This window comes from Duncaniella dubosii (assembly GCF_004803915.1).
Taxonomy (GTDB): Bacteria; Bacteroidota; Bacteroidia; order Bacteroidales; family Muribaculaceae; genus Duncaniella; species Duncaniella dubosii.
In genome coordinates this window covers 2,830,692-2,846,857 of sequence record NZ_CP039396.1, presented here as the reverse complement: position 1 = coordinate 2,846,857, position 16,166 = coordinate 2,830,692, and the positions used below count along the sequence as shown (strand labels likewise).

The 16,166-nt window shown below is 47.6% G+C and carries 14 protein-coding genes and 1 pseudogene; 12 read left to right on the top strand and 3 right to left on the bottom strand.

Translation table 11 applies throughout. The features are described 5' to 3' along the window. Positions 1 to 15 precede the first annotated feature (15 nt). Complete coding sequence (locus E7747_RS12705) at positions 16 to 1,413, top strand: YihY/virulence factor BrkB family protein (protein WP_136416365.1); 1,398 nt, start codon at positions 16 to 18, stop codon at positions 1,411 to 1,413. Between the two features lie 78 nt (positions 1,414 to 1,491). Beyond that, positions 1,492 to 1,869, top strand: a complete 378-nt coding sequence (locus tag E7747_RS12700; RefSeq protein ID WP_123614681.1) for a RidA family protein — start codon at positions 1,492 to 1,494, stop codon at positions 1,867 to 1,869. 236 nt (positions 1,870 to 2,105) lie between these two features. Here E7747_RS12700 and E7747_RS12695 read toward each other — a convergent pair whose 3' ends face one another. Next, positions 2,106 to 3,659 (bottom strand): Do family serine endopeptidase, encoded by a 1,554-nt coding sequence (locus tag E7747_RS12695; protein ID WP_136416364.1) that lies wholly within the window; start codon positions 3,657 to 3,659, stop codon positions 2,106 to 2,108. A 272-nt stretch (positions 3,660 to 3,931) separates the two neighbouring features. Between E7747_RS12695 and E7747_RS12690 the strand changes: the two genes are divergently transcribed. From E7747_RS12690 to E7747_RS12655, 8 genes and pseudogenes are all read left to right on the top strand, one after another. Then, positions 3,932 to 4,951, top strand: a complete 1,020-nt coding sequence (locus E7747_RS12690; protein WP_136416362.1) for a C40 family peptidase — start codon at positions 3,932 to 3,934, stop codon at positions 4,949 to 4,951. 41 nt (positions 4,952 to 4,992) lie between these two features. After that, the gene (locus E7747_RS12685) at positions 4,993 to 5,613 is read left to right on the top strand and encodes a M16 family metallopeptidase (protein WP_168185342.1); all 621 of its coding nucleotides are present in this window, start codon (positions 4,993 to 4,995) and stop codon (positions 5,611 to 5,613) included. Beyond that, on the top strand, positions 5,586 to 6,272 hold the full coding sequence (locus E7747_RS12680) for a M16 family metallopeptidase (protein WP_136416358.1): 687 nt from the start codon (positions 5,586 to 5,588) through the stop codon (positions 6,270 to 6,272). The genes E7747_RS12685 and E7747_RS12680 overlap by 28 nt, the downstream gene beginning before the upstream one ends. A 128-nt stretch (positions 6,273 to 6,400) precedes the next feature. Then, positions 6,401 to 7,054: a DKNYY domain-containing protein gene (locus E7747_RS12675; RefSeq protein ID WP_136416356.1), complete on the top strand. Its 654-nt coding sequence runs from the start codon at positions 6,401 to 6,403 to the stop codon at positions 7,052 to 7,054. Between the two features lie 154 nt (positions 7,055 to 7,208). Then, complete coding sequence (locus E7747_RS12670; protein ID WP_136416354.1) at positions 7,209 to 8,387, top strand: glycosyltransferase; 1,179 nt, start codon at positions 7,209 to 7,211, stop codon at positions 8,385 to 8,387. 14 nt (positions 8,388 to 8,401) lie between these two features. Further along, positions 8,402 to 8,755, top strand: coding sequence for a dihydroneopterin aldolase (folB, locus tag E7747_RS12665; RefSeq protein ID WP_123614806.1), 354 nt, complete (start codon positions 8,402 to 8,404; stop codon positions 8,753 to 8,755). A 91-nt stretch (positions 8,756 to 8,846) separates the two neighbouring features. Beyond that, complete coding sequence (locus E7747_RS12660; RefSeq protein WP_136416352.1) at positions 8,847 to 10,151, top strand: GTP-binding protein; 1,305 nt, start codon at positions 8,847 to 8,849, stop codon at positions 10,149 to 10,151. A 23-nt stretch (positions 10,152 to 10,174) separates the two neighbouring features. Further along, positions 10,175 to 11,972 (top strand): annotated as a pseudogene (locus E7747_RS12655) (ABC-F family ATP-binding cassette domain-containing protein). A gap of 149 nt (positions 11,973 to 12,121) precedes the next feature. Here the strand turns inward: E7747_RS12655 and E7747_RS12650 are convergent. After that, complete coding sequence (locus E7747_RS12650) at positions 12,122 to 12,394, bottom strand: hypothetical protein (RefSeq protein WP_136416350.1); 273 nt, start codon at positions 12,392 to 12,394, stop codon at positions 12,122 to 12,124. Between the two features lie 67 nt (positions 12,395 to 12,461). Here E7747_RS12650 and E7747_RS12645 point away from each other — a divergent pair, with 67 nt between their 5' ends. Together E7747_RS12645 and E7747_RS12640 are read left to right on the top strand one after the other, a co-directional pair. Beyond that, complete coding sequence (locus E7747_RS12645) at positions 12,462 to 13,727, top strand: histidine-type phosphatase (protein WP_136416348.1); 1,266 nt, start codon at positions 12,462 to 12,464, stop codon at positions 13,725 to 13,727. 270 nt (positions 13,728 to 13,997) lie between these two features. Beyond that, complete coding sequence (locus E7747_RS12640; RefSeq protein WP_136416346.1) at positions 13,998 to 15,035, top strand: galactofuranosyltransferase; 1,038 nt, start codon at positions 13,998 to 14,000, stop codon at positions 15,033 to 15,035. Between the two features lie 85 nt (positions 15,036 to 15,120). Here the strand turns inward: E7747_RS12640 and E7747_RS12635 are convergent, their stop codons facing one another. Continuing rightward, positions 15,121 to 16,140 carry a PfkB family carbohydrate kinase gene (locus E7747_RS12635; RefSeq protein ID WP_370275902.1) on the bottom strand — a complete coding sequence of 340 codons (1,020 nt, stop codon included), beginning with the start codon at positions 16,138 to 16,140 and terminating at the stop codon, positions 15,121 to 15,123. Positions 16,141 to 16,166 lie beyond the last annotated feature (26 nt).

The window sequence follows — 16,166 nt, the reverse complement described above, 5'->3', positions numbered from 1 at the left end:
TAATCCTTTCCTGTCATGACTGAAGAAAAGAAACCCGGCAAATTCGCCTCTTGGATCGAACGCACTAAAATCCGCGCAATCTCCATATGGGAGTATTGTGCCGAAGGAGTATGGGAAGACCAGCGCGACACTGCAAAAGTCAACATCGTCAAGACCCTCAATCTCACCGTGCGTTCATTCATGGACAGCGACCTTCAGTCATCGGCATGCGCCCTCACCTATCGCACAATGCTCGCCGTAGTCCCGGCGCTGGCATTGCTTTTTGCAATCGGAAGGGGCTTCGGGTTTCAGAATCTCCTCCAGACACAACTCTACCAGTATTTTCCATCGCAACACCGCGCATTGGAAATGGCATTCTCTTTCGTAGACTCCTGTCTCGCACAAGCTTCTGAAGGGATATTTGTCGGGGTCGGCATTGTTTTCCTATTATGGACACTCATATCACTCCTTGATTCCGTCGAAAATTCATTCAACAACATCTGGGGGGTAAAGGTCGACCGTCCGTTCGCACGCAAAGTCACCGACTATCTCGCTATCTGCATCATACTCCCTGTGCTTATGATTTGTTCGGGTGGCCTACGCATCCTGATGTCTACCACTATCCAGAAACTCCTGCCATTTGATTTCATCGGTCCTGTTGTCGGCGACATCCTTGACCTTGTATCAGTACTTCTCGGATGTCTGTTCTTTGCCGGAGCCTACATGCTAATTCCGAACACGAAAGTCAACTTCCGCAATGCACTCATTACCGGTACAATCGCGGGCATTGCCTTTCAGGTGCTTCAATGGCTTTTCCTTACGGGTCAGATTTACGTTGCAAAATACAATGCAATCTACGGTAGTTTCTCTTTCCTGCCATTAATGTTGATATGGATGCAATTTTCATGGCTCATAACACTCGCCGGAGCGCTCATCTGTCGCTCTTCTCAGGATATATTCCTGTTTTCATTTGAACGTCAGACCAACAAAATCTCCGGCGCATACAGACGCAAGGTCACCCTTGCCGTACTTACGATAATAATCAAACGGTTCAAAAATGATGAAGCCCCTCTAAACATTGCAGGAATCTCAACGCGGTTTGCCATCCCGCCTCGGCTGACAGCCAAAGTCGTAAATTTCCTCCTCGACTGTAATCTCATCTCAAAACTTGGGCCGAAAAACGGAGAAGATCCTCTAACCGATGCTCCATTAGTGCCATCGACGAGCCCTGAGCACTACACGCTTGGGCATGTCATGGAAGTGCTTTCTAATCATGGTGAGGATTCATTCCTCCCGACATTTGACACCGACTTCAAACCATTGCTTGATCTCTGCGACAAACTCGACATTGACTTCCGACAGAAAGCTTCATCAGTACTTTTGTCCGAGATACATCTCCCTCTCGTCAGCAGACAGGACAGCAAGAACAAATGAAACAACAGGATGCACAATCCGTCATCCTACAGGTCATACCCTCCTCATTCTTAATAAATCATTAACATACGTCTTATCATGAAAGAAGTAATTTCAACCAACGCCGCTCCCGGCGCAATCGGCCCTTACAGCCAGGCAATCAAAGTAGGAAATATGCTCTACTGTTCAGGACAGATACCTGTTGACCCTGCTACTGGTACAATCCCTGAAGGCATCAAGGCTCAGACCGCCCAGTCTCTTGCAAACGTCAAGGCTATTCTCGCCGCAGCAGGTGCAAGCATTGAGAACGTCGTGAAGACTACAGTTTTCCTTGCCGACATGAGCCTTTTCGGCGAAATGAACGAAGTATATGCCCAGAACTTCACCGAGCCATTCCCCGCCCGCTCGGCTGTGGCAGTCCGCGAACTCCCCAAGCAGGTGCTCGTCGAAATTGAGGTTATTGCAATCCTCGGATAAGCTATCAGCTCAAAAAAACAGTGAGGCTGTGTCGTAATTCTGTTTTACGGCGCAGCCTCTTTGTTTTATAATAGATTATGAAAAGAGGCTGCGCCTATTTTGACACAGCCTCACAATTGTAATGGACAAAAAAATGAACGAGGAGCGAGGAGAACTAACCTAAAAGAGGAGAAAGGATGTTACCAATCATTTTTATACACAGAAGAGAGAGGGAAGAGAGGAGAATGCACTAAACATTATTCAGTTCCAGAGAGATCAACGGCATAGATACCGCGTTTGCCGGTAGGATAGACACCTCGGAGAATCATTACTTTCTCATCACCGCTACCCTTCATGATAGCCTTGTGAATTTTTTCGACATCTTCAGGCGAACTTACACGGCTGTCATTGATTGAATAGATGATGAAACCGTTCTTGACACCCGAATCGCGGAAACGGCCATCGGACAGACCGGCTACCTGAACGCCATTGCTAAGACCAAGCTGACGAAGCACAGATTCGTCGACTTTCTTGAACGCACATCCAAGGTCAGTGATGTCACCAGCTTTAGTTATCTGCATATTCCCCTGAGGATTTCGCAATGTGACATCAACCGATTTAGTGTTGTTGTCACGGATATAAGTGACTTTGATCTTATCGCCCGGGCGGTGTTTTGCAACCTGTTCCTGAAGCTGTGCCACATTATCCGTATTGATGTCATTAATCTTGACTATGACATCGCCTTTCTGCAGACCGGCTTCTTTTGCAGAGCTGCGGTCACTGACATCACCGACAAAAACACCTTTGGTGACAGCGGTGATATTGTTTTCTTTAGCGATTTCATTGCTGAGATCCATAATCGAGATGCCAAGCACCGCACGTTGTACTGTCCCGAACTGACGCAGATCGCTGACAATCTTCTTAACAATTGTCGTAGGAATCGCAAACGAATATCCGGCATAGTTTCCGGTCTGGCTATAGATTGCGGTGTTTATCCCGATAAGCTCACCTGCAAGATTCACAAGAGCGCCACCGGAATTTCCGGGGTTGACGGCAGCATCAGTCTGAATATACGATTCAATACCCATACGGCCGCCATGACTCTGCGAACCGATACTGCGACCTTTAGCCGATACAATGCCTGTAGTCACTGTCGATGTGAAACCAAACGGATTTCCGACGGCAAGCACCCATTCGCCGACTTTAAGAGCCTCGCTGTCGCCCATCGGGATGACAGGAAGGTCTTTTGCCTCAATTTTTATCAATGCAAGGTCGGTTGACGCATCCGAACCGACAACCGTCGCGTCAAATGTGCGGTTGTCATTCAATGTCACCTCAAGACGGTCTGCCTCATCAATGACATGGTTGTTCGTGACTATATAGCCGTCGGCACTTATGATCACACCCGATCCGAGACCTGACGGCTGCTGCTGACGAGGCTGATGTTCCTGACGAGGCTGACTGCGACGGTTCCCTCCGGGATTTCCGAAGAAATATTCGAAAAAAGGATCGCCGAAGAATCCGCCGTTGCCACTGTTCTGGCTATATCCGCGCGGGGTTGCATAACTTTTAATTGACACAACGCCGTTGATTGTACTTTCAGCAGCCGTCGTGAAATCGGAATGATTGGCCGGCAACTGGGCAACCTTTGTCAGATGTCCTGACGTTGCACCACCCTGATCGAACAACTCACTGTAGCTCTGAACTTCTCCATCGTTAAAAAGAGCCCGTTTCATTGCAACGGCGGTTACTGCCGAACTGAGGACAGCCGTACCGGCAGCTAACATGATGATTTTTCCGGATAATTTCATTAGTTGTGAATGATTATGAAATTGTTGTTAATTATTTTTTGATGAATTAAAGCACTCTTTTATGTCGGCATCCCATCCGTAGAGATTGCGCCGTGTTTCATGCTTTTTGTTTATTAGACGGCAAAAACCATGCAATGTTACATGCCATTGTCATGGGTTTAAAATAAATTAAGACCATTTTCGCCCTATTTAAGATATATTTACCCACGATGCTCCGATATATGTTGTTTTGTTAAAATAAGATTGTCAGTTTTTTTCCTTAATTTTGCCCTATGATGTCAAAGAAATCGTACATATTGCTGTTTGTGGCTGCCATTGCGTCACTTCTTGTGTCATGTGGCAGTTCAAAGAATACAGGGCGCCACTCCTACAGACATGGCGGGAGCGGCGACTCGCGCACGTTCGAGATTCCAAAGTCACTCCCGCCTCAGTCACATGCACTCCTGACAGAAGCCAAGAGCTGGATAGGCACACCTTATAGATATGGTGGTGACGACAAGCGTGGTGTCGATTGTTCGGGGTTCGTCCTTAAGGTCTACAAAAGCGCGCTTGATATCAAGTTGCCACGCAATTCCGCCGAACAGGCCGGATATTGTTCACCGTTACAAAAAAATCAGCTCATGCCGGGCGACCTGATCTTTTTTGCCACGTCAGGTTCCAGAAAAAAAGTCTCGCATGTAGGAATTTATGTCGGAGACGGCAAGATGGTACATTCTTCATCGTCAAAAGGTGTCATCGTAAGCGATATCTCTGCGGACTACTATGTAAGGACTTATGCAGGTGCAGGATCTGTCGATAAATACCGGGCAATGGTTTCCGGGAAGTACACCGAACCGACACCGACTGTCAAGCCTGAAACACGACCCATCGCGGCGACTTCAGGTAAAAAAAATCCGAAGCCACAAAAATCCGAGGACCGCATTTCAGCGCCAACAACATCCCCTGTCATAAAAAACGATACTGAGACTGCTGTCGGCGCTATAATCAAGGCGACACCCGTCACATCGCCCGATTCACCTATTGAAACGACTACGACTATCGTTAACGAAGAGTCTATCACATATACTCCTGTCACATCATTGCCTAAGAAAATCGAACGCCAGAATCCGCAGAAAGCTGAAGGCACATCGGTGAAAAAAGACACTACATCCATGACTGCCGCAACTCCAAAGGTTATGCCGGTGACGACTTCCAAGACCGACGGAAAACCAGAACCGAGTGTCGACCAAGCCCGCAAATCAGTGCTCAATTCAATAATCGAACAGAAAATTGATTCGATTCTCAAGCCATGAGAGGCAGGAAACTCTTATCAAAATCACAGAATATTACCACAATGAACCGTAACGAAGCCCCTAAGGTATACAATTTCGGACCTTTGACCCTCTCTCCGGCATCGACCCATATATTGCCAAACGGCATCAGTGTCCATATTGAAAGCGGCAGCGAAATCGATGTCAGCCGTCTGACGATAGCCCTTCCGGCCGGAGAAGCCGAATCTCCCAAACCGGGACTTGCAGGTTGCGCAGCCATGATGCTGGTCGAGGGAACAGCAAGGATGAACGGTGAAGAAATCGCAAATACATTTGAATACAACGGTGCATGGGTGAACACTACCGTTTCGACCCATTATACATCTATCATACTGTCGACACTCAACGACAAATTCGCAGATGTCCTGCCCATCATCGCAGACATGATAATATGTCCGGCTTTCCCGGAAGCTGCCACCTCTCGTCTGCTCCAGCGACAGGCGGCGCGCTTGGAGATCGAACATAAAAAAGTCTCGTTCATAGCCGACGCCACGATAAGACCGCTTGCCTACGGCCAGGATAACCCTCTTGCCAGAAGCGAGACTCCCGATGAAGTAAAGTCCTTTACCCAAAGGAACTGTCTGACTTCCATTTCTCACGTCTTGATCCGTCAAACATGCACATCTTTCTCGCCGGTAACATAACCGACGATATGATCCGTACAGTCGACATGATATTTACCCGTATCCCTCGCCATGCAGGGCCGCAGCTCAACCGACTGTCGTTTCCCACTCCGACCTCAGGCGAACCACGCAGAGTGGACATCCCTGTGGAGCACGCACAGCAAAGCGCCGTAAAGCTTATGATTCCGGCAGTAGGCCGTACAGACTCTGACTTCGTGCCACTGCGTGCGGCCGTAATCGCCTTAGGAGGATATTTCGGAAGCCGTCTTATGCTCAACATCCGTGAAGACAAAGGTTTGACATACGGCATATCGGCATCGCTGTTCGGCTACACAGACCGCAGTTTCATCACTGTCAGCACCCAGACCGACGGCTCGACCAAAGACGAGGTGATACGTCTGATCTGCGACGAAATCGAGAAAATGAAAGATGAAAGCTCTTACAACGATGATGAAATCAGACGTCTGTCCAAATTCATCCTTTCAAATCTTGCCACTACGCTCGACACGCCGTTCAGCCGTATGGATTACACACAGACCCATATCTATGCCGACACGCCGGAAGACTATTTCGAACAACAGGAATCTCTTGCCCGCAGACTAACCCCGGAGATACTTGCCGGAATGGCGCGCAGATATTTCGATCTGTCAAAAATGATAGTCGTCACCGCGGGCAACTGAAAAAATATGCCATTTCTGTCCGTACCGCTAAACTTTTAAGAATTCATAGCGTCTATATAGGTATAGTATCCACAGAAATTTCTCAACCGACTTCATATTCACGCTATGAACTCTTAAATTCCTACATTATGCGCAAACTTCATCTCATTCTTATTCTTTCCCTTTCATTTGTAGCCGGTGCGGATTTGACAGCCCAGAACCGTGGACACCGCCACGACAAAATGGAATACTGCCACGACGAACGGATGCGCCATGCCGACAAAGAGAAGAATCATCGCAGACATCACCGTCAGACCTATTTTGTCGACAGCAAAGGTGTATATTTCAATGGCCGTCCCGTCAAAGATGCTTCACCTTCAAGTTTTAAGGTACTCGACGGCTATTATGCAAAGGATACGTGGAACGTGTACTGGCGCGGAGAGAAAATTCAAGGGGCGACAAGCAATTCATTCCGTGTAATCGGCGACGGTTATGCAAAAGACGCATGGAATGTATATTTCTTCGGGCATAAAGTTCCCGGCGCATCCCCAAACGGTTTTAAGACACTGAAAGACGGCTACGCCAAAGATTCATGGCTCGTATATTTCAAGGGGAAGAAAGTAAAGGAAGCCTCGTCCGGCAGCTTCCATGTACTTTCCGACGGATATGCCAAAGATACGTGGAACGCATACTTCGACGGAATAAAAATTTCAGGTGCTACCGCCGGAAAATTTAAAGTAATGAGAGATGGCTATGCCAAAGATACATGGAATACATACTACATGGGCAGGAAAGTCAACTGAATTCCGTAAGAAATGACAAATCAGTTTCATTTAGCTATAAATTTGCAGTCAGACAAGGCTTTTTTGCAGGGATTTTGTAAATTTGCAGCTAAATTTAACATTGAAAGCATCACGTCTTTCCAACGTCCATACATTTACATTATATGCACTCACGATGTTCGAAATTGTAATCACACCGGCCATAATAACACTCTTCTCAATCATCGTAATATCTACAATCTATCTTCTGACAGGTTTCCGCCACTACGTTTCTTCTGTCAGCAAACGTGTCACCATTGACGATGGCACTTCTCTCCCGTCTGACGAATCTGACTATCCTTCAGTATCAATTATAATCTATTCCGAAGACGATGCTGAAAATCTGGAACCACTTATTCACCAGATTTTCGAGCAGGACTATAAGAGCCAGTTTGAAGTCATCGTTGTCAACGACGGTGCTGTTTCTGCGACCAAGGATGTAATAGCGAAGCTCGATCGGACCTATCCTAATCTCTACATGACATTCACTCCACTGCAGTCGCGCTCGCTTTCGCGCAAGAAACTCGCGATCACACTTGGAATAAAGGCATCCCGCTATGAGACAGTGATCCTGACATCCGGCAACTGCTGCATAGAATCAAAGACATGGCTCAAAAGCATGACCCGTCACTTTATCCAAGGCAAGGAGATTGTCATCGGCTACGCCACATCCCTGATTCCCGAAGGCGCTCCGAACCCGTGGAAACGCCTCCATGCTTTCGACCAAGTACGAACTGCCGTTGAATATCTTTCATGGGCCATCGCAGGACATCCCTACAGGGGCAACTGCTACAATCTCGCCTACCGCCGCTCCGTTTTCTTCAAAAACAAAGGTTTTTCACGCGCATTACATCTAAAATATGGCGATGACGATGTGTTCATCAACGAAGTGTCCAATTCCGCCAATACAGCCATCGAACTATCCACAGCCTCTATTGTAGAGGTTCACGACCCATATCCGCAGATTGCCCACAGGAATGCAAAGATACGCTATAATTACACAGCAAAATCACTGAGGACATCCGCCCGCCGCTTCTTCGGCTCATGTTCACTCGCTTGGTGGGCATTGCTTGGATCAACCATAGCAATTTCAATTGTCGGATTCCCCTCACTGATTCCCCTTATCGCTTCCTGCGTCATACTGCTCACAACAGCCATAATCCTGATGTTTACATGGCGAAAGACATCACGCGCGCTCGGCTCCCGTCCGTTGTTTGTGACAGTTCCGTGGTTCATGACCTATGAGCCGATCTATAACTTCTATTACCGCATCAAAGGCTTCTTCAAGAGAGCCGGCAATCTTTCATGGAACTAAAAACCGCAAAAAAAATGAAAGGCATTATTGAAATCAACGGTCTACGACTCTTCGCGCGTCACGGTGTATTCGAGGAGGAACGAATCAACGGCAACACGTTTGAGTTGACCGTCCACCTCTGTTATCCGATTGAAAATGCCATGCAATCGGACAATGTAGCCGACACGCTAAATTACGCGGAAGCCATCGAAATCATACGCAAAGAGATGGAAATTCCTTCCCGGCTACTCGAACATGTTGTCGGACGCATCCATTCGGCTTTGCTTGCAGCCTATCCGGCTATCATATCAGGCTCGATCAAGCTGACAAAGCTCAATCCGCCGATTCATGCCGACATTGACGGGACGGCAGTACGAATCGAGTGGTAAGCCACGCTGAAAATGCGACTGCAAAACAGATATATACAGCACACAATTCAACTATCAGTTTAACCATATTAAAGTTTTACTTTAAACATATATGTCAGCATCAACTCCAATCCTCTTGCTTACCGGCTATCTCGGAAGCGGAAAAACAACACTTGTCAATCATATTCTCACTAACGAACGTGGAATCAAATTTGCAGTCATCGTCAATGACATCGGCGAAGTAAATATTGATGCCGACCTGATTCAGCGCGGCGGAATAGTCGGCTCGAAGGACGACTCTCTTGTAGCCCTCCAGAACGGCTGCATCTGCTGCACATTAAAGATGGATCTTGTAAAACAGATCGACGAAATACTCGCGATGGGTAAATTCGACTATATCGTCATTGAAGCAAGCGGAATCTGTGAACCCGCACCCATTGCACAGACCATCTGCTCGATACCGCGCATGGGCGAGGAATTTCTTAAAAACGGTGTCCCTCGTCTCGACTGCATCGTGACTGTGGTCGATGCACTCCGCATGCAGGATGAATTCTCCTGCGGCGAGGCTCTCACCGCCGAAAAACACGACGAGGAGGATATCGCGAACCTCGTAATCCAACAGATTGAATTCTGCAACATCGTCATACTCAACAAGATTTCAGAAGTCACAGCCGAAGAGCGAGGCAGAATCCGTGCAATCATCAAGACTATCAATCCGGGGGCACGGATCATCGAGTGTAACTATGCCGACGTTGACATCGAAAGCATAATCAATACCCATCTGTTTGATTTCACTGAAGTAGCCACCTCCGCAGCATGGGTCAAGGAAATCGAGAAACCAATCGAGCAAATCGAGGAGGAGGAACGTCATCACCACGAGCACCACGGACATCATCACCATGAAGATGAGCATGATGAACACGGTCATCATCACGACCACGACGACGAATGTGAGTGCGGACATCATCATGAACACCATCATGAGCATGGCTCTGAATGCACATGCGGATGTCATCACCACCATCATCATGGTGAAGGAGAAGCCGAAGAGTATGGCATAAGCTCGTTTGTCTATTTCCGCCGTCCCGGTTTCGATCTCAACAAATTCGACTACCTCGCAGCAAACAAATGGCCGAAGAGCATCATCCGCTCAAAAGGCATCTGCTATTTCGGCAACAACCCCGACATGTCGTATCTATTCGAGAGCGCCGGCCGTCAGAAACAATTAAAAGAAGCCGGAATGTGGTTTGCCACAGCACCCGAAGACGAACTGCGCGAAATGGCCGAGCAAGACCCCTCTATATTGCGCGACTGGGATCCGGACTATGGAGACCGTATGATTAAAATAGTATTTATCGGGCAGAATCTTGACCGTAAAGCAATCACAGAATCACTTGACGCCTGTCTGGACGTATAAGCTCCTGAAGACCGCCTTGACCAATGAAACCATATCTGCAAGTTGAAAATCTCACCAAGAGCTACGGCGACCGCATGCTCTTCGACTCGGTAACTTTCGGGGTAAACGAGGGTGACAAAATAGGGTTGATAGCCAAGAACGGCACAGGAAAATCAACACTTCTACGTATTCTGTCCGGGGCAGAAGCCCCCGACAGTGGCAATGTCACATTCCGCAACGGACTTCGTGTCGGATTCCTCGCACAAATGCCGGAATTCGAGAAGGGGATGTCGATAATGGACAATCTTCTTGCCACAGTAAAGCCGGAGGAGCATGAGGAATGGGGTCATGAAGACCGCATACGCCAGATGCTTTCCCAGCTCGGCATAGAAAATCCGGGACAAGATGTCGACCACCTTTCCGGCGGACAGATAAAGCGTGTCGCGCTCGCTCAGGTTTTGCTTGGAAATCCCGACCTGCTTATTCTCGACGAGCCTACCAACCATCTTGACCTCCAGTCGGTCGAATGGCTGGAAAACTATCTTACCCGCATGCGTGTCACTCTTCTAATGGTCACGCATGACCGTTATTTCCTTGACCGTGTCTGCAACAAGATTATCGAAATCGACATGAAGCAGATTTTCACCTACGAGGGCAATTTCGATCTTTATCTCCGCCGACGTGCGGAGCGCATCGAAGCCCTTACAGGTGAGTTGGCAAAGGTAAAAAATACACTACGGAAGGAACAGGAGTGGATGAGACGACAGCCTCAGGCACGCGCAGGGAAAGCCCGCTACCGTATAAATGCGTTCTATGACCTCAAGGAACGTTCACGAGCCAACTATGACGAGAAACAGATAGACCCGACAGAGATAAAATCATCATATATCGGATCTAAAATTTTTGAAGCCGAGAACATATCCAAACGTTTCGGGGAGAAGGTGATTCTCGATGATTTCACATACACCTTCGCCCGCTACGAAAAACTCGGCATAATCGGTGGCAACGGCGTAGGGAAATCAACTTTCGTCAAGATGCTCCAAGGGCTCGTCGCTCCTGACAGCGGAGAGTGGAACGTGGGCGAGACAGTCCGTTTCGGATATTATTCGCAGGACGGACTTCAGCTTCCTCCAGGCAAAAAAGTGATCGATGCCATAACCGATATCACTGAAGATGTGGTCATAAACGGAACTACGCACTATTCGCCGATGCAGTTCCTCACACGGTTTCTATTCTCTCCGGCTGACCAACAGAAGTATATCTCGACTCTAAGCGGCGGAGAGATGCGCAGGTTTCATCTCGCAGCCGTTCTCATAACCCAGCCAAATTTCCTTATTCTCGACGAGCCGACAAATGACCTTGACATCATGACGCTCGGCATACTTGAGGAATATCTAAGAGAGTTCAAAGGCTGTGTCATCGTCATCTCCCACGACCGTTTCTTCCTCGATTCTATAGTCGACCACCTTTTTGTCATGGAAGGAGGAGGTGTCATCAAAGATTTCCCCGGAAACTATACTGACTACCGTAATTATCTCAAAGAACAGCAAAAAGCGACACAGGATGCTGCCAGAACGACCGCTTCGGCATCACAGATGTCACAGCCACAGCGACGCGAGACAGCCAGGCCGCAAAAAACTCTCTTTTAAAGAACGAAAGGAACTGGAAACGCTCACAAAAGAGATCTATGAACTGACTGAAGAAAAAAATTCTCTTGAAGCGCTCTTTAATTCGGGAGCTGAAATAGCCGACATAGCAGACAAAGCGCGCCGATACAGCGAGCTAAAGGAGATCCTTGATGAAAAGGAGCTCCGTTGGCTTGAACTATCGGAAAAAGAATAAAAGACGGTTAATGGACAATCATTAAACGGCTTGCACTAAACGAAACCGTAATAGCAAACGTTATATCAGTGTGTACACTTGGCCAAGTGTACACACTGATATAACAAATATAGCCGGATTCTTCACCAAACCGGCTATGCTATATCTCTCTACGGATTGTATAGATCCGGATTAAAGAAGTCAGCGATGTCACGGGCGTTTTCAAGCGCTTTCACAGCCGGACTCTCCGGATTGATCAACGAAGCTTTGGCATAGTCGCCGGTAGCGCCGGCATGGTCGCCGACACGCCATTTAGCTTTTCCTCGGGCAAAGAGCAGCGCATCGTCATCAGGCGTCGCCTCTATGAGCCGGTCAAGCTCCTTGATAGCCTCATGCAATCGGTTTTCAGAAATCAATTGCCTATATGTTTCAACTACACCCATTTTCTCTGTGTTATTTTACTACGGTCTTACGTTTCCGCAAAGCTACTAAAAAGAATTGTCATCCACAATGAAGAAACTACACTTTTTACTTGCATTCGCCATCGGTTCTGCCCTATCGGCCAACGCACTCGACCCGACTGCAACCGACTATACATTTATCGAATGTCAGGGTTCTGCAATTCCCTACCCTGAACGCACTGTTGACGGACTTGCCTATCCCGACTCCCTTAAACCAGTCTATCTGAACCATGTCGGCCGTCACGGCGCAAGGTTTCTGTCATCGTCGAAGTACACGACATCGCTGCTCCGCTCTCTCCATAAGGCCGACAGTCTGCGCACCATCACCCCGATGGGACGCGAACTTATCAATATATGCAATCTGGTTGTCGAACGCACAGCCGGACGATGGGGCGCACTCGACTCGCTCGGAATGGCTGAGCAACGTGCCATAGCCTCTCGGGCATTTATGGCTTTCCGACCGCTGTTTGACAATACAAAAATCAATGCAATCTCGTCATACGTTCCACGCTGTGTGATGTCAATGGACGAATTCACCCATCAGCTTACACGACTCAACAACAAAGTTGAAATCTATATGTCGTCAGGACGCCAGAACTCACCGCTCGTGCGCCCGTGGCAGGACGATGAAGCCTATAAGGAATACATGGCCGGTGAAGCATGGCACAAAGTCTATGACGATTATTTCAGCCAGCAAGTCCCGCCATCATTGGCTGAACGCACACTTGGGAAAAGCTACCCGTTTGACGGCGACGAAGCCAAAGACGTAAGTATGGCCATCTACAAGGTGCTCGCCGGATGTTCGGCAATGTCAATCGAACTTGACCTACAGAAGTATTTTACCAAAGCTGAAATCAACGCTCTCTGGAGTGTCGAGAACCTACATCACTATCTCACCCACTCAGCCTCCACCCTCTCCAATGCAGCCCCGGAGCTCGCAAGCCGGCTTTTGGCTGAACTCATAAGCACCGTTGATGACTATATAGACGGAAAGAACCAATACAGTGTGATGCTGCGTTTCGGACATGCGGAAACAATGATGCCGCTACTTGCGCTCATACACATACCCGGCTGCTACTACATGACCAACTATTTCGACACCGTAGGACTTCATTGGCGCGACTTCTACGTAGTGCCAATGGCATCAAATCTTCAGATGATTGTCTTCCGTGCCGAGAGCGGGAAATATTATGTAAGAGTCGACCTTAATGAAGTTCCTGTTCCTCTGATTCCCGGCCGGAGCGACATCTATATTCCGTGGTCAACCACACGCGAATACCTTAATCGCTGCCTTCCTCTCAGCATGCAAATTTAAAACGTCTTATAGAAACAAATCAAAACAGACCTGTGATAGCGTAAGAAGTCTTCACAGGTCTGCTTTTTCATGTGAAAAAGACATCTCCCTGACAAGCCCTGACGACAATACTTCAAACGTATCCGGACAATGTTAAAATTTTATTATTAATTAATTTTAGTCATAAAAATTTAGCCTGTTTGCCTACATTTATTGTAATTTTGTCGAATATTACATACGCCCGAAAAAATCTAAGGGGAATCTTATTTTGCAATAAAACAATGAACGGCAATGTTAAATCGGAAATTCATATCTCGGAACTACAAGCATCTTGACAATGGAGGTGGAATAGCCAAAAGCGATATAGACATCACATTGGAAAACTTAGGTTATCAAAACATAGGGCTCAGACGGTCTTTCTATCACAACAATCTCGTTCATGGTATCCGCAATTTCATCGGACTGCAAAAAGCCATGATGTCAATCCATAGAAACGATGCCATAGTCCTTCAATATCCGATGAAGATTGGATTCGACAGAATCTGTAAGAAAGCCCACCAACGCGGAGCAAAAATCATCTGCCTGATTCACGACCTGTCATCTTTCAGAAACAAATCACTCACGCCCGACGAGGAAATAATGCGGCTGAATGCCACCGATGTACTCCTCACACATAATCATCGCATGCGCGAATGGCTTTCTGAACATGGATGCAAGGTAAAAATGATTGATTATGAAATCATGGACTATATTCATGGAGAATCAGGCGCCCCACATGAACCTGTTGACCGAAACTATTCATTGTACTATGTCGGGAATGTCTCTTTCAAAACCCATCCTTATCTGAGGAAACTTGCAGAAATAATGCCCGACCGCGACATATATCTCTACGGGACGCACCCGGAATTGGAAGAAATAGCGAAATATCCCAATCTGCACTATATGGGCATAGTCTCTGACCGTCAGATAATAAAATCCCACATGGGAGACTTCGGTCTCTCATGGTATGGCGAATCGCTTGACAGCGGAGAAGGACGCATCGGCGAGTACATGGCATATAATAATCCACATAAAGTCTCCCTCTACCTTCGGTGTAATTCACCTGTAATCGTGTGGTCCGGAGCAGGACGCGCAGAATTCATCAACAAAGAAAAAGTAGGCATTACCATCGATTCACTGACAACACTCGACGATAGGTTAAAAGAGATTGATGACAAAGAATATAGGCTGCTCACCGACAATGCAAGAAGAATAAATGCAAAACTAAAATCGGGCTATTATCTTGACAAAGCCCTCAGCCAAGCGATTGACCACCTCAACAAATCGTAAGTCGTATAAACAAAACAGCACCACCCGCAACCATGCTGACCATGAATTGCGGGTGGTTAATTTTATGTGAATTATATAAATTCGATTAGCGCTGTACACGGCCGTTTGCGTTACCGCCTGCGAGAGCCTTCACTTCGTCAACAGTAACGAGGTTGAAGTCACCGGGGATAGTGTGCTTAAGAGCAGAAGCAGCAACTGCAAATTCGAGAGCCTCACCCTGAGTGGGCATGGTGAGAAGGCCATAGATAACACCACCTGAGAATGAGTCACCACCACCTACACGGTCGATAATCGGGTTGATGTCGTAGCGCTTTGACTCATAGAATTCTTCACCGTTGTAGATCATAGCCTTCCAGCCGTTGTGGGTAGCAGAGAATGATTCACGGAGGGTAGAAATCACATACTTGAAGTCAAATTCCTTGGCCATAGCCTTGAAGATGCCCTTGTAGCCTTCAGCGTTGGTTTCGCCACCTTCAACGTCAGCATCAGGCTTGAAGCCGAGGCAAAGTTCAGCGTCTTCCTCATTGCCGATGCAGACATCGACATACTGCATAAGAGGACGCATGATTGACTGAGCCTTTTCCTTTGTCCAGAGTTTCTTACGGAAGTTAAGGTCCACAGAAACAGTCACGCCGTGACGCTTTGCAGCCTCGCAGGCGAGACGGGTAAGCTCAGCAGCCTTGTCACTGATAGCGGGAGTGATACCGCTCCAGTGGAACCAGTCGGCACCTTCCATGATTGCATCGAAATCAAAATCTTCGGGATCGGCCTCAGCAATAGCTGAATTAGCACGGTCGTAGATCACCTTTGAAGGACGCATTGAAGCACCGGTCTCGCAATAGTAGATACCTACACGGTCGCCGCCACGGGCAATGTGTTCGGTGTGTACGCCATAGCGACGGAGCGCATTGACAGCAGCCTGCCCGATTTCGTGCTTGGGAAGCTTAGACACAAAGTATGCGTCAAGGCCATAGTTTGCGCAGCTGACAGCCACATTGGCCTCACCGCCACCCCAGATGACATCGAAATTATCTACTTGAACAAAACGATGGTTTCCTTCGGGAGAAAGGCGAAGCATGATTTCGCCTAAAGTTACGACTTTCATGATAATTAATGATTTATATTGGGATT

Excerpts from the sequence above, each read along its gene's own strand:
- E7747_RS12705 (WP_136416365.1), top strand. The coding sequence starts at position 16 with ATGACTGAAGAAAAGAAACCCGGCAAATTCGCCTCTTGGATCGAACGC.
- E7747_RS12700 (WP_123614681.1), top strand. The coding sequence starts at position 1,492 with ATGAAAGAAGTAATTTCAACCAACGCCGCTCCCGGCGCAATCGGCCCT.
- E7747_RS12695 (WP_136416364.1), bottom strand. The coding sequence starts at position 3,659 with ATGAAATTATCCGGAAAAATCATCATGTTAGCTGCCGGTACGGCTGTC.
- E7747_RS12690 (WP_136416362.1), top strand. The coding sequence starts at position 3,932 with ATGATGTCAAAGAAATCGTACATATTGCTGTTTGTGGCTGCCATTGCG.
- E7747_RS12685 (WP_168185342.1), top strand. The coding sequence starts at position 4,993 with ATGAACCGTAACGAAGCCCCTAAGGTATACAATTTCGGACCTTTGACC.
- E7747_RS12680 (WP_136416358.1), top strand. The coding sequence starts at position 5,586 with ATGCACATCTTTCTCGCCGGTAACATAACCGACGATATGATCCGTACA.
- E7747_RS12675 (WP_136416356.1), top strand. The coding sequence starts at position 6,401 with ATGCGCAAACTTCATCTCATTCTTATTCTTTCCCTTTCATTTGTAGCC.
- E7747_RS12670 (WP_136416354.1), top strand. The coding sequence starts at position 7,209 with ATGTTCGAAATTGTAATCACACCGGCCATAATAACACTCTTCTCAATC.
- folB (WP_123614806.1), top strand. The coding sequence starts at position 8,402 with ATGAAAGGCATTATTGAAATCAACGGTCTACGACTCTTCGCGCGTCAC.
- E7747_RS12660 (WP_136416352.1), top strand. The coding sequence starts at position 8,847 with ATGTCAGCATCAACTCCAATCCTCTTGCTTACCGGCTATCTCGGAAGC.
- E7747_RS12650 (WP_136416350.1), bottom strand. The coding sequence starts at position 12,394 with ATGGGTGTAGTTGAAACATATAGGCAATTGATTTCTGAAAACCGATTG.
- E7747_RS12645 (WP_136416348.1), top strand. The coding sequence starts at position 12,462 with ATGAAGAAACTACACTTTTTACTTGCATTCGCCATCGGTTCTGCCCTA.
- E7747_RS12640 (WP_136416346.1), top strand. The coding sequence starts at position 13,998 with ATGTTAAATCGGAAATTCATATCTCGGAACTACAAGCATCTTGACAAT.
- E7747_RS12635 (WP_370275902.1), bottom strand. The coding sequence starts at position 16,140 with ATGAAAGTCGTAACTTTAGGCGAAATCATGCTTCGCCTTTCTCCCGAA.